Source organism: Serratia sp. CY27727 (assembly GCF_052169275.1).
Lineage (GTDB): Bacteria > Pseudomonadota > Gammaproteobacteria > Enterobacterales > Enterobacteriaceae > Serratia > Serratia sarumanii.
This window is the reverse complement of record NZ_JBJNLB010000001.1, coordinates 348,073-360,679: the sequence shown is the minus strand read 5'-3', so window position 1 is coordinate 360,679 and position 12,607 is coordinate 348,073. Positions and strand designations below refer to the sequence as shown.

Genomic DNA, 12,607 nt, shown 5'->3' with positions numbered 1-12,607 from the left:
GGTTTTTTTTATGTCTGAGCGTCGTGGGGTGTCAATCCAGCACGAATCCCCAGATCAGCAACGTCGCCACCAGAATCAGGCAAAGCGCGGACACCGTCACCAGTATTTTCCCCAGAATGTCTTTTTCTTGTTCCTGCTGCGTCACGTTGAAATTATCCAATTAAAAGTCTATGGACCAAACCGGCGATGCTGAGATCGAGCGCCGCTACGCCCAGCGCCATAAGCATCATTACCGAAAGAAATCGAGTCTTGCCGTTCACGTCCTTAATCCCTGTGGACGCCGCTGTTAAGTTTTTATATCAAAGGGATATAATTCAGCGACGCCCTATTTCATGCATCATGATAGTGATTAAGAACGTTCTTAAGGCCAGAAGTTCCCTCGTCTGATAACGCAGCCGGTGCGGCAGCGTCAGTCGGTTACGATCCGCACGCCTATCTTGCTGACTTGATTGCCGTCCATTTCGGCGATGGTCCAGGTCAGGCCGTCCCATTCCACCTGGTCGCCGATCACCGGTTCGCCGCCGATCAGCTGAATGACGAACTGGCCCAGCGTCTGCTGCTCGTCCACGTCGTCTTGCAGATTGAGGCCATAAAGCTGCGAGATGTCGCTTAAACGGGCATCGGACTGCAGGATAAAGTCGCCGAAGAAGCGCTCGTCGAGCGTCACGGCCGGCGCCTGGCTGAACAGTTTGCCGAGGATGGGCAGGTCGTGCTCATGGCCGATAACGCACAGAATATCGTTCTCCCGCAGGCGGGTACTGCCGCTTGGATGCAGCAGTTCTTTGCCGCGGAACAGGGCGGCGATGCGGGTATTGGGTGGCATCTTCAGCTCCCGCAACGCCGCGCCGACGCACCAGTTTTCCGCCGAAAGCTGATACACGAACTGTTCCCACTGGTTCTCCGGGTGCACGTCCAGCCCAACGCGGGAGATCGGCGTCAGCGCCGGCGGCACGATCACCTTGGCTTTTTTGGCGGCAAACGACAGCGTGGTGCCTTGCAGCAGCAGGGAGACCAGCACCACGAAGAACGCCACGTTGAAAAACAGCTGGGCGTTGGGCAGCCCGGCCATCATCGGGAACACCGCCAGGATCACCGGCACCGCGCCGCGCAGGCCGACCCAGGAAATAAAGCCGCGCTCGCGCAGGGTAAAGCTGCGGAACGGCAGCAGGCCGATAAACACCGACAGCGGACGGGCGAACAGGATCATCCATAGCGACAGCAGCAGGGCAGGGATGGCGATCGGCAGCAGCTCGTGCGGGTTGAGCAGCAAGCCAAGCACCAGGAACATGCCGATCTGGCTGAGCCACGCCAGGCCGTCGAAGGTTTGTACGATGCCGTGCCGGTTGCGGATCGGCCGGTTGCCCAGCAGCAGGCCGCACAGATACACCGCCAGAATGCCGCTGCCGTCCAGCGCGGTGGTCAGCGCAAAAATAAGAATGCCGCCGCTCACCGCCAGCAGCGGATAGAGGCCGTCCGCCAGTTTGATGTGGTTGATCAGCGTCAGCAGCAGCCAGCCGCCGCCCAGACCGAAGACGATGCCCATACCGAACTGCTGCATCAGATGCAGCGGGAAGGCCCAGCTCAGCGCGGTTTCCCCGGCGGCGATCATCGCAATCAGCGTGATGGTGAGAAACACCGCCATCGGATCGTTGCTGCCGGATTCGATCTCCAGCGTGGCGCTGACGCGTTCGTTCAAACCTTTGCCCCCCAAGAGGGAGAATACTGCGGCGGCGTCGGTGGAACCGATAATGGCGCCGATCAGCAGCCCCTGCAGCAGATCGAGATTGAACAGCCAGGCGGCGGCCATGCCGGTCAGACCGGCGGTGATCACCACACCGATGGTGGCGAGAGACAGCGCCGGCCACAGGGCGACGCGGAAAGAGCTGACCCGGGTACGCATGCCGCCGTCGAGCAGGATCACCGCCAACGCGAGGTTGCTGACCAGATAAGCGACGGGGTAATTGCTGAAGACGATGCCGCCGGGGCCATCGACGCCGGCCAACATGCCGATCGCCAGAAAGATCACCAGGATCGGAATGCCGAGCCGGGAAGAAAATGAGCTGAGCAGAATGCTTGCCCCCACCAGCACGGCACCGATGACGAACAAACTGTTAATGGTGCTGGCATCCAAAATATCGCTCTCCTGAGGCTGGGGGATAGGGGGCACTGCGAGTGTGTCGATGATAACGTGTTTAGTGGGTAAAACGCCAAGGCTGATTGCGAAAACAACCGATCAATTATTGCCCTTTGGTGTGATTAAACGAAGAAAGTGAGGAGAAGAGGGAGATTCCCGCCTTTTATCCAACATTATCAGGCTGCTGTATTTCTGCTTCGGCAACAATGTTCGATCGTGGCTGAGGGAAAAACCATTAAGCCCGCGCAGGCAGGCTTAATGGTTTGCAGGCGCGGTAGGATTAATGATCGAGCGATTCCAGCGCCCGTTTGATCAGCTCGGAGGCCAGCTTGCTTTCCGCTTCGGAAATGCCGTCGAGATTGAAGTTGGAGAGCTCAGCGACCAGAATGCTGCGTTCTTTGCCGCTGATTGAGGCGTCCAGCGCGGACAGCAACCTGCCGAGGATCTTCAGCAAGGTGGCGTTTTCCGCTATGGCTTCCTGAGCCGGGGTGTTCTTGTCGGTCATTCAAAATCCTCTCTGTCGTGACGGAAGGGAGATGCAGCTAACGCCATCGGATGAATTAAACGATCGCGCAGCCCTTCGGGGGTGTTGAGCCCAATCACTACCGTAAGGCAGGGATCCGGATTTCTACTTATGCATTGCAGTTATAACGGCTAGGTTATCTATGCAGCCGTATCACTTTGCCCTAACGGGCGACGTCAGGCTGAGCAATGTGTGCTCTGCATGCAAACGACCAGTATAGGCTTTTTACACGGCGGTAATATGACAGAAAGCCCCTGCAAATGTTCTGGGTTACAGGGGCCAAGGTTATTGCGGCTTGCCGGAGAACAGGAAGCGCAGCAGCGGAACGCGTTTGTGCAGTTCATATAACGCGAAGGCCAGCGAGAACACAAACAGCAGGCCCAGCAAGAATCCCAACAGGTTGTTGCCGATATAAGGCGTCACGAAAGCGCCATATATCAGGGTCAACGGATGGTGCACCAGATATATAAACAGCGAGGCGTTGACCAGATAGGTGATGCGCGGCGAGTGATAATTCAGCAGGTTATGCCCGAAAGAGAACACCACGTTAGTCATCAGGATCCCCATTAGGGTTTTGATCACCACTTCCAGCTCGAACATATAGCTGCTGTGCGCCAGCAGCTTTTGGTTCAGCATATATGCGATAAACAGCAGCAGCGAACCGAGCAGCGCCAGCGGTGAGCGGCGCAGAAAAATCTCCTTAAGCCACACATACTTAAACGCATAAGCGCCGAGGATGAAGAACGGCAGGTAAAACATCGTCTCCATCACCACGAAATTGAACAGGCCGTTGGATAATAGCTGCGGTGCAAAAATTAAAATAATGCGGTGCGCGGCCGAATAGCATATCGCATAAATAAAGAAATACAGTGAGATGTTTCCTAATCCACGCATTCTGTTTATTAACGCAGGAATATGTTCACGGGGTTGACGCTTGATGTTGCGGAACAGATAAAAGCAGGCGCAGGTTAACAATGACAGGGTCAATAAGAACCAAAGATGAGACACCAATTCCCAAACTGTTACATTTATTTTCTGATAGAGAGAAAACTCATCCCAGCCGTTTAATTTATCGGTGAAATATTTCAGCATGAAAAACTGCGGCACCGTGATTAGCGGGATGGAACTCAACAGCGGGATCGCCACCCGCTCCAGCCGTACCTTCAGCCACTGGTGGCGCTCGTAGCGCTCGTAAAGCATGTAGGAGAAGTAGCCGGAGATCACGAAGAACACCTGCATGCGGAAGGCGTGGATGAAGTCGTTCAGCACCGTGAGCGAGAAAGAGGGCGACGGGCTGTTCACCGCCCAGGCGTGGCTGGAATAGATCAGGGAGAGGTGAAACGGGATGCCGAGCAACATCAAATAGGCTCTGATGGAGTCGAGAAAAAACTCGCGCTGTTTGCTGCCTTTAGTCATAGATTACCGCTGGTGATTTAATCGAGAGTTCATTAACACGCTTAATAAGTCGTCAAACGTTAAATTGTTATCCGGAACCCTACTATAGCCCCCCGCATTTTTCCATAGCGTCTTGTTGCGCGGCTTGCTACGCTGGTGTTCCATCAGCTGCTTAAACAATGAGCCGTAAACATGAACCATCCATTTATCATGTTGTCGGAAAGCTGAGTAATCCATTAATATGGATTTAAATGATTTGAGCACACGAATAGGGGGGGATGTGCTAGTTAATATATTATCCGGACAACCACGCGCCGCGAGCGTTCGTTGGTTAGGTGCTACCGTATTGTTCACGCTGTTCAGTTCGCCGGCATGGGCCTTTTCTATTGATGATGTGGCCAAGCAGGCTCAGGATCTGGCGGCGAAAGGTTTCGAAGCCCCGAAGAGCAACCTTCCTTCTCAGTTCCGCGAGATGAAGTTCGCAGACTATCAGCAGATTCAGTTCAATCACGATAAAGCCTATTGGAGCAAGCTGAAAACCCCTTTCAAGCTTGAGTTTTATCATCAGGGGATGTACTTCGATACGCCGGTGAAAATCAACGAAGTCACCTCCACCAGCGTAAAACAGATCAAGTACAGCCCGGATTACTTCAACTTCGGTTCGGTCAAACACGACCCTGAATCGGTGAAAAATCTCGGTTTTGCCGGCTTTAAGGTGCTCTACCCGGTCAACAGCGCCGACAAAAACGATGAGATCATGAGCCTGCTTGGCGCGAGCTATTTCCGCGTGGTGGGTAAAGGGCAGGTTTACGGGCTTTCCGCTCGCGGCCTGGCCATCGATACCGCTTTGCCGTCCGGCGAAGAGTTCCCGCGTTTCCGCGAATTCTGGGTTGAGCGTCCGAAGCAGGGCGACAAGCACCTGGTGATCTATGCGCTGCTGGATTCCCCGCGCGCCACCGGCGCTTACCGTTTCACGGTGATCCCGGGCCGCGACACCACCGTGGACGTCGAGTCCAAAGTGTTCCTGCGCGACAAGGTGGGCAAACTGGGCCTGGCGCCGCTGACCAGCATGTTCCTGTTCGGGCCGAACCAGCCGTCGCCGACGTTGAACTACCGTCCGGCGTTGCACGACTCCAACGGCCTGTCTATCCATGCCGGCAACGGCGAGTGGATCTGGCGCCCGCTGAACAATCCTAAACACCTGTCCGTCAGCACCTATACCGTCGAGAATCCGAAAGGCTTCGGTCTGCTGCAGCGCGGCCGCAACTTCAAAGAATATGAAGATCTGGACGATCGTTACGATCTGCGTCCGAGCGCCTGGATTGAACCGAAGGGCGACTGGGGCAAAGGCAAGGTTGAGCTGGTGGAGATCCCTACGGCGGATGAAACCAACGACAACATCGTCGCGTTCTGGACACCGGATACGCTGCCGGAAGCCAAAAAGCCGCTGACGCTGAGCTACCGCCTGAACTTCACCCGCGATGAAGACAAACTGCATTCGCAGGACATCGCCTATGTGGCCCGCACCATGCGTTCGACCGGTGACGTGAAGCAGTCCAACCTGATTCGCGAGCCAGACGGCAGCGTGGCCTTCCTGGTCGACTTCGTCGGCCCGGTGCTGAAAGGGCTGGACGCCAATACCCCGGTCGCCTCTCAGATCAGCATCGGCGACAACGGTGAAATGGTGGAAAACAACGTCCGCTATAATCCAGTGACCAAAGGCTGGCGCCTGACGGTGCGTCTGAAAGTGAAAGACGACAAGAAGCCGGTAGAAATGCGCGCGGCGCTGGTCAATGGCGATAAGACTCTGTCGGAAACCTGGAGCTATCAGCTACCTGCCAATGAATAAGCCTACTCAACCCGCCCAGGATTATCTTGCGGCGCTGCCTCTGACCGCCGAGCGGTCGGAGGCGCTCAACCCTCAAACGGCGGATGACGCTCAGGCACTGGAGGCGCTCCATCGGCAGATGGGCGCCGCCGACGCCAACGTCAATAGCCTGTCGGCGGATGACGTGGCGCTGGCCTCGGTCAAACCGCGTATCGAAAACGCCTGGCCGGATGCGGTCAGCGATGACGACTTCGATACCGACGCCGAAGGGCGCGCGATTCTGAAGGCGACGCCGCCGATCAAACGAACCACCATGTTCCCGGAAGCCTGGCGCACCAACCCGGTGGCGCGCTTCTGGGATTCTCTGCTGGGGCGTTCGCCGCACAACCGGCACGCCACCAAAGAGGAGGCCGAGGCCGAGAACCGCTGGCGTACCGTCGGCTCCATGCGCCGTTATGTGCTGCTGGTGCTGATGCTGGTGCAAACCGGCATCGCCACCTGGTACATGAAAACCATCTTGCCTTATCAGGGCTGGGCGCTGATCGATCCTATCGCCATGCTGGATCAGGATCTGATGCAGTCGGTGCTGCAGCTGCTGCCATATGTGCTGCAAACCGGCATTCTGATCCTGTTCGCCGTACTGTTCTGCTGGGTCTCGGCCGGTTTCTGGACCGCGCTGATGGGCTTCCTGCAGCTGCTGATCGGCAAGGACAAATACAGCATTTCCTCCACCATCAAGGGCGATGAGCCGATCAATCCGGCGCACCGCACCGCGCTGATCATGCCGATCTGCAACGAAGACGTCGAACGCGTGTTCGCCGGCCTGCGTGCGACCTATGAGTCCGTCGCCGCGACCGGTCAGCTGGAACACTTCGATATCTACGTCTTGAGCGACAGCTACGATCCGGACATCTGCGTGGCGGAGCAAAAGGCGTGGATGGAGCTGTGCCGCGATGTCGACGGCCACGGCCGCATCTTCTATCGCCGCCGCCGCCGCCGCGTCAAACGCAAGAGCGGCAACATTGACGACTTCTGCCGTCGTTGGGGCGGTGAGTACAGCTACATGGTGATCCTGGATGCCGACAGCGTGATGAGCGGCGAATGCCTCACCGGGCTGGTGCGTCTGATGGAAGCCAACCCGAACGCCGGCATCATCCAGTCCGCGCCGAAGGCGTCCGGCATGGATACCCTGTATGCGCGCGTGCAGCAGTTCGCTACCCGCGTTTACGGGCCGCTGTTTACCGCCGGCCTGCATTTCTGGCAGCTGGGCGAGTCGCACTACTGGGGCCATAACGCCATCATCCGCGTGAAGCCGTTTATCGAGCACTGTGCGCTGGCGCCGCTGCCGGGCGAGGGCTCCTTCGCCGGTTCAATCTTGTCGCATGACTTCGTTGAAGCGGCGCTGATGCGCCGCGCCGGTTGGGGCGTGTGGATCGCTTACGATCTGCCGGGCAGTTACGAAGAGCTGCCGCCAAACCTGCTGGACGAGCTGAAACGCGACCGTCGCTGGTGCCACGGCAACCTGATGAACTTCCGCCTGTTCCTGGTGAAGGGCATGCACCCGGTGCACCGCGCGGTGTTCCTCACCGGCGTGATGTCCTACCTGTCGGCGCCGCTGTGGTTCATGTTCCTGGCGCTCTCCACCGCGTTGCAGGTGGTGCACACCCTGATGGAACCGCAATACTTCCTGCAGCCGCGGCAGCTGTTCCCGGTCTGGCCGCAGTGGCGGCCCGAGCTGGCGATAGCGCTGTTCTCCACCACGCTGGTGCTGTTGTTCCTGCCGAAGCTGCTCAGCATCGTGCTGATCTGGGCCAAGGGCGCGAAAGAGTACGGCGGGGCGTTCCGGCTGTTCATTTCGATGCTGATGGAAATGCTGTTCTCGGTGCTGCTGGCACCGGTGCGCATGCTGTTCCATACCGTGTTCGTAGTGAGCGCCTTCCTCGGTTGGGAAGTGGTGTGGAATTCGCCGCAGCGTGACGACGACGATACGCCGTGGGGCGAAGCCTTCCGCCGCCATGGCTCGCAGATGTTGCTGGGCCTGGTGTGGGCCGGCGGCATGGCGTGGCTGGATCTGCGCTTCCTGTGGTGGTTGGCGCCGATCGTGTTCTCGCTGATCCTGTCGCCGTTCGTGTCGGTGCTGTCGAGCCGCGCGACGCTGGGCATGAAGAGCAAACGCGCCAAGCTGTTCCTGATCCCGGAAGAGTACAACCCGCCGCGTGAGCTGTTGGCGACGGAAGAATACCTGCATCTCAACCGCAATCGCGCGCTGACCAACGGCTTTATGCATGCGGTGGTCAACCCGTCCTTCAACGCGCTGGCGACGGCGTTGGCGACGGCGCGTCACCATCTGCGCGCGACGCTCGATCGCAACCGCGAGGAGCGGGTGAACGAAGCGCTGCAGCTGGGGCCGGAGAAGCTGGCGAAGGGCAAACGTCTGGAGCTGCTGAGCGATCCGGTCACGCTGGCTCGTCTGCACCAGCGCGTCTGGCTGTTGCCGGAAGGCGCCGCCTGGCGTGAGCACTATCAGCAGTTGCCGCACAACCCGCTGGCGCACCCAACGGGCCGGCGTTAATCGCTGAACGGCAACGCCCAGACGGGGAATGCGCATGGCGCATTCCCCGTTTTTTTTACCTTTTGCTTACGTGCGCCGGTGCCGGCGGAGAAAGGGAACTGTGGTAGACTGCGGCCGATGCGTTGTTCACTCGCGAAACAACCCCCTTGCTCAGAGTCAATGTCGTGAATCTCTCTTCCTACCTTCGGCTGGCCTGCGTGGCGGCCGGCGTGATGGCCCTGACCGGCTGCGGCAGCATTATCAGCCGCACCGTGCCCGGCGCGGGGCATGGCCACCAGTACTATCCCGGCGTGCAGTGGGATCTGCGCGATACGCCCTGGCGCTACGTCACGGTGATAGACGTGCCGCTGTCGATGGTGGTGGACACCTTTATGCTGCCGTTCGATGCGCAGCACGGCCCCTATGAATAAACCCGCTCAGCGGGTGGCGAACACCACCAGCTGATAGCCTTTCTGCCCGCAATGGAAAGGCGCCAGCGCCGTCATGCCCAGCCCTTGCACGTGAGCGGCCAACGAATGCGGATTGTCGTCGTCGATAAACAGCGCGCCCACGTCGTAGTCATGGCTGGTATGCGCTTTGACCGCGGCGTAAAGGTGCTTCAGCACGCCTTTGCCGCGCCAGGCGGCGGCGAGGCAGACCGGGCCGTAGAGAAACACCCGCAGTTCATTCAGCGCGCGTCCGGCGAAGGATTGCGTGGCGAGCGTCGCCAGCATCGCGTCCACCACCGGCGGGCGCGGTTGCACGTCGGCGGGCATCAGGCAAACAAACCCCGCCAGTTGGTTTTCCTGTTCAGCAACTAGTATGCCGATGCCGCGGTTGATCGCCGCCAGCTGCGCCTCATTCATGCGCGATACGATAAATCCCTGCCGTTTTTGGCGCTCGTCGAGCGCTTCCGGCACGTTTTCCCCCTGCAGTTGCAAAATGGCGGGGTAGTCGGTGGGGCGAGCCCGGCGAATATCCATGCTGCCTCCTTGGCGATGAGTGCGTAGTGCGGGTTAACGTTCATCCCATTCATCGGCCGCGGCCTGGCCTTCTTCGGTATCCAGCGGCGGCTCGAGCTGGAAGTCGCCTTCTTCCCATTCGTACAGGGTATTTTCATCTATCCACTCGGCGGTGATCTCCACCTCGTCGTAGTCACCGTCGAAGATTGCCTGCGCCGCCGCACCGCTGCGCAGCGGCAGGCACTCCACCGCTTCGCCTTCTTCCTCGAAGAACTCGGCCTGCCACATCGTGTCGCCATCCTGCATCACGTACTTTTGCAGATTGAACTGCTGCGGCACCGGCGGTTCGTCATCGCCGCCGCCTTCGGCGGTGTCGATAAACTCTTCGCGTGCGGCCTCGATGGCTTCTTCCAGGGTTGCATACAGGCTCATGTTCGCCTCCGTTGACAATGAGAGTAGAGCGCCCGGCGGCACTGCCGGTGCGGTGGGGGAAACGTCAAACCTAATTGTTGTCTCACTGGCGCAGGATGCAAATTTTTTTGTTGTCCGCATTGCGACGATGGTTGTCCGCAAAGCGGGAGAAGAGGCGGCGAGGGCGGGAAATAATGGCGTCATCGTTCATTCAGGCGTCAGGAGAAGCCCATGTTAATCGACCCTTCAAGCAAATATCGACCCTTCCCGCTGGTGGCGTTGCCGGACCGCCAATGGCCTGCGCGTACGCTGCGGCAGGCGCCGCGCTGGTGCTCCAGCGATCTGCGCGACGGTAACCAGGCGCTGGCGGAGCCGATGGATAACGCGCGCAAGCGCGAGTTCTATCAATTGCTGTTGCAGTGTGGTTTCAAAGAAATTGAAGTGGCTTTCCCTTCGGCGTCGCAAACGGATTTCGATTTTGTGCGCACGCTGATTGACGAGCAGCTGATCCCGGACGACGTCACGATTCAGGTGCTGACGCAGTCGCGCGACGATCTGATCGACCGCACCTTCGAGGCGCTGCAGGGGGCGCCACGGGCTATCGTGCATCTGTACAACGCCACGGCGCCGATGTTTCGCGACATCGTGTTCCGCCAGGATAAGGCCGCCACCGTGGCGCTGGCGGTGAACGGCGCGCGGCGCATTCGCCGGCAGTGCGAGGCACAGCCCGATACCGCCTGGTGCTTCGAGTATTCGCCGGAAACCTTCTGTTTTACTGAATTGGCGTTCGCGCTGGAGATCTGCGAAGCGGTGACGGCGGTGTGGCAACCGGGGCCGCAGCGGCCGATGATCATCAATCTGCCGGCGACGGTAGAAGTGAGCACGCCCAACGTGTATGCCGATCAGATTGAATGGTTCTGTCGCCACTTCAGCCGCCGCGCCGATGTAACGATCAGCGTGCATCCGCATAACGATCGCGGCACCGGCGTGGCCTGCGCGGAGCTGGCGCTGTTGGCCGGCGCCGATCGGGTCGAAGGCTGCCTGTTCGGCAACGGAGAGCGCACCGGCAACGTCGATCTGGTTACGCTGGCGTTGAATCTCTATACCCAGGGCGTGGCGCCGGGCCTGGACTTCAGCCGCCTGAAGCAGGTGGTGGAGGTGGTGGAGCTGTGCAATCAGCTGCCGGTGCACCCTCGCCATCCTTATGCCGGCGAGTTGGTGTTTACCGCCTTCTCCGGTTCGCATCAGGATGCGATTAAAAAAGGCTTCGCCGCCCAGCGCCAGCGCCAGGATGGCTGGTGGCAGGTGCCTTACCTGCCGCTCGATCCCGCCGATGTCGGCTGCAGCTATGAGGCGGTGATCCGGGTCAACAGCCAGTCCGGCAAAAGCGGGGCCGCCTGGCTGTTGGAGCAAAATCACGGGCTGGCGTTGCCGCGCGGTTTGCAGATTGATTTCAGCCAGGTGGTGCAGCGCGCGACCGACGGCAGCGGCAAGGAAATGAGCGGCGCGCAGCTGTGGCGCTTATTCCGCGACACCTATGGGTTGGTGGAGCAACCGCACTTGCAGCTGCTGAGCTACCAGACGGAAAGCCACGGCGTAGAGGCCTACAGCTTCAATGCGCGGGTTGCCTGTGAGGGAGAGCCGCTGCGGCTGCAGGGCGCCGGCAATGGCCTGCTTTCCAGCGCGGTGGATGCGCTGCGCCAGCGCTTCGGCTTGCCGCTGGCGATCGAGGACTACCACGAGCATACGCTGGGGCACCAGAGCGACAGCCGGGCGGTGGCCTATATTCGCTGCTCGTTGCCGCAGGGTGAGGCGACCTACGGCGTTGGCATCGACGTCGACTCCGCCAGCGCCTCGCTGCAGGCGCTGCTCAACGTCGCCGGGCGCTATCTGGCGTCAACGTCGGCGCGGCCGGGCTGAAATAGTCGCTGGGCGCGACCCCCAGCACTCGACGAAACATGGCGCTGAACGCGCTGGGGCTGTCATAGCCGAGATCCAGCGCCACTTCCAACACCGAGCGGCCGGTCGCTAGCGCGTTCAGCGCCGCCAGCAAACGGGCGCGTCGCACCCAATCGCTAAAATGCAGCCCAGTTTCGCGCTGGAAGCGCCGCGACAGGGTGCGTCCGCTGACGCTGAGATGAGCGGCCGCCTGTTCCAGTGTCCAGGGCTGCGCCAGCGTAGCCTGGATATGGCGGCACAGGGCGAGCAGCGATGCCTCACGCGGTTCAGGCAGGTGCAGCGGCAGGACCGGCAGCATCCGCAACTCATCCAGAATCAGTTCCATGACGCGTTCATCGCGTCCGCCGCTCGGGTAATCGGGCGCAATCTCCATCGCACAGATAATCAACTCGCGCAGCAGCGGAGAAACCTGCACCACCTGGCATTGGGCCGGCAGATCGGCGCGCGCCAGCGGATCGACGAACAGCGTCCTGGCCGCCACCTGGCCGGTAATGCGCAGACTGTGCACCACCTTAGCCGGCACCCAGACGCCGCGGCCGGGCGGCACCACCCAACTGCCGAGCCGGGTCGTGACCTGCACCACGCCGCTCAGGCTGTGAATCAGCTGCGCGCAGTGATGGTAGTGATCCGGCTCGCTGTCTCCGTGGCGATAATCCTTGGCCAACGGCCGGACAGGCTGGTCGGGCGGCAGAACGTCGTGAAACAACAGCATCGTAAGCAGGCTCCGCGCGGCAAAAGGGGGAAGACAGCATGCCATGCGGCGCTGTTTCACACCAGTCTGTGGCGCGGTACGGCGAAATGGTTTATAAAATAATATTATATTATTTTATAAATTGATGGAGGA

At 59.6% G+C, this 12,607-nt stretch carries 11 protein-coding genes; 4 read left to right on the top strand and 7 right to left on the bottom strand.

Going from position 1 to position 12,607, the window contains the following annotated elements; genetic code table 11:
• Positions 1 to 31: 31 nt before the first annotated feature.
• The 4 genes from ACJ8HB_RS01850 to mdoC form a co-directional block, all read right to left on the bottom strand.
• Entirely contained in the window at positions 32 to 160 is a 129-nt protein-coding gene (locus ACJ8HB_RS01850; protein ID WP_033638010.1) for a hypothetical protein, read from the bottom strand.
• 249 nt (positions 161 to 409) lie between these two features.
• Positions 410 to 2,131 (bottom strand): potassium/proton antiporter, encoded by a 1,722-nt coding sequence (locus ACJ8HB_RS01845; protein WP_033638011.1) that lies wholly within the window; start codon positions 2,129 to 2,131, stop codon positions 410 to 412.
• 283 nt (positions 2,132 to 2,414) lie between these two features.
• On the bottom strand, positions 2,415 to 2,639 hold the full coding sequence (locus ACJ8HB_RS01840; protein WP_033638012.1) for a hypothetical protein: 225 nt from the start codon (positions 2,637 to 2,639) through the stop codon (positions 2,415 to 2,417).
• A 303-nt stretch (positions 2,640 to 2,942) separates the two neighbouring features.
• The gene (mdoC, locus tag ACJ8HB_RS01835; RefSeq protein ID WP_047568104.1) at positions 2,943 to 4,073 is read right to left on the bottom strand and encodes a glucans biosynthesis protein MdoC; all 1,131 of its coding nucleotides are present in this window, start codon (positions 4,071 to 4,073) and stop codon (positions 2,943 to 2,945) included.
• Between the two features lie 259 nt (positions 4,074 to 4,332).
• Between mdoC and mdoG the strand changes: the two genes are divergently transcribed.
• The 3 genes from mdoG to ACJ8HB_RS01820 all read left to right on the top strand — a co-directional run bounded on the left by mdoG (position 4,333) and on the right by ACJ8HB_RS01820 (position 8,862).
• A complete protein-coding gene (gene mdoG / locus ACJ8HB_RS01830) occupies positions 4,333 to 5,901 on the top strand; it encodes a glucans biosynthesis protein MdoG (protein WP_170310366.1) in 1,569 nt (522 codons plus the stop codon).
• Positions 5,894 to 8,452: a glucans biosynthesis glucosyltransferase MdoH gene (mdoH, locus tag ACJ8HB_RS01825; protein WP_033638017.1), complete on the top strand. Its 2,559-nt coding sequence runs from the start codon at positions 5,894 to 5,896 to the stop codon at positions 8,450 to 8,452. The genes mdoG and mdoH overlap by 8 nt, the downstream gene beginning before the upstream one ends.
• Before the next feature lie 164 nt (positions 8,453 to 8,616).
• Positions 8,617 to 8,862 (top strand): YceK/YidQ family lipoprotein, encoded by a 246-nt coding sequence (locus tag ACJ8HB_RS01820; protein WP_033638018.1) that lies wholly within the window; start codon positions 8,617 to 8,619, stop codon positions 8,860 to 8,862.
• A gap of 6 nt (positions 8,863 to 8,868) precedes the next feature.
• On the opposite strand, the gene ACJ8HB_RS01815 is transcribed toward ACJ8HB_RS01820, so the two are convergent.
• Positions 8,869 to 9,414 (bottom strand): GNAT family N-acetyltransferase, encoded by a 546-nt coding sequence (locus ACJ8HB_RS01815; protein WP_047568101.1) that lies wholly within the window; start codon positions 9,412 to 9,414, stop codon positions 8,869 to 8,871.
• A 33-nt stretch (positions 9,415 to 9,447) separates the two neighbouring features.
• Positions 9,448 to 9,825 (bottom strand): MysB family protein, encoded by a 378-nt coding sequence (locus ACJ8HB_RS01810; protein WP_033638020.1) that lies wholly within the window; start codon positions 9,823 to 9,825, stop codon positions 9,448 to 9,450.
• A 210-nt stretch (positions 9,826 to 10,035) separates the two neighbouring features.
• Here ACJ8HB_RS01810 and leuA point away from each other — a divergent pair, with 210 nt between their 5' ends.
• Positions 10,036 to 11,724, top strand: coding sequence for a 2-isopropylmalate synthase (leuA, locus tag ACJ8HB_RS01805; RefSeq protein ID WP_047568098.1), 1,689 nt, complete (start codon positions 10,036 to 10,038; stop codon positions 11,722 to 11,724).
• On the opposite strand, the gene ACJ8HB_RS01800 is transcribed toward leuA, so the two are convergent.
• Entirely contained in the window at positions 11,675 to 12,475 is an 801-nt protein-coding gene (locus ACJ8HB_RS01800; RefSeq protein WP_094859784.1) for an AraC family transcriptional regulator, read from the bottom strand. The genes leuA and ACJ8HB_RS01800 overlap by 50 nt on opposite strands.
• Between the last annotated feature and the right edge of the window lie 132 nt (positions 12,476 to 12,607).

What these genes read in the sequence shown, in the direction of transcription:
- mdoC (WP_047568104.1), bottom strand. Translation starts at nt 4,073, where the DNA reads ATGACTAAAGGCAGCAAACAGCGCGAGTTTTTTCTCGACTCCATCAGA.
- ACJ8HB_RS01815 (WP_047568101.1), bottom strand. Translation starts at nt 9,414, where the DNA reads ATGGATATTCGCCGGGCTCGCCCCACCGACTACCCCGCCATTTTGCAA.
- leuA (WP_047568098.1), top strand. Translation starts at nt 10,036, where the DNA reads ATGTTAATCGACCCTTCAAGCAAATATCGACCCTTCCCGCTGGTGGCG.
- ACJ8HB_RS01810 (WP_033638020.1), bottom strand. Translation starts at nt 9,825, where the DNA reads ATGAGCCTGTATGCAACCCTGGAAGAAGCCATCGAGGCCGCACGCGAA.
- ACJ8HB_RS01840 (WP_033638012.1), bottom strand. Translation starts at nt 2,639, where the DNA reads ATGACCGACAAGAACACCCCGGCTCAGGAAGCCATAGCGGAAAACGCC.
- ACJ8HB_RS01800 (WP_094859784.1), bottom strand. Translation starts at nt 12,475, where the DNA reads ATGCTGTTGTTTCACGACGTTCTGCCGCCCGACCAGCCTGTCCGGCCG.
- mdoH (WP_033638017.1), top strand. Translation starts at nt 5,894, where the DNA reads ATGAATAAGCCTACTCAACCCGCCCAGGATTATCTTGCGGCGCTGCCT.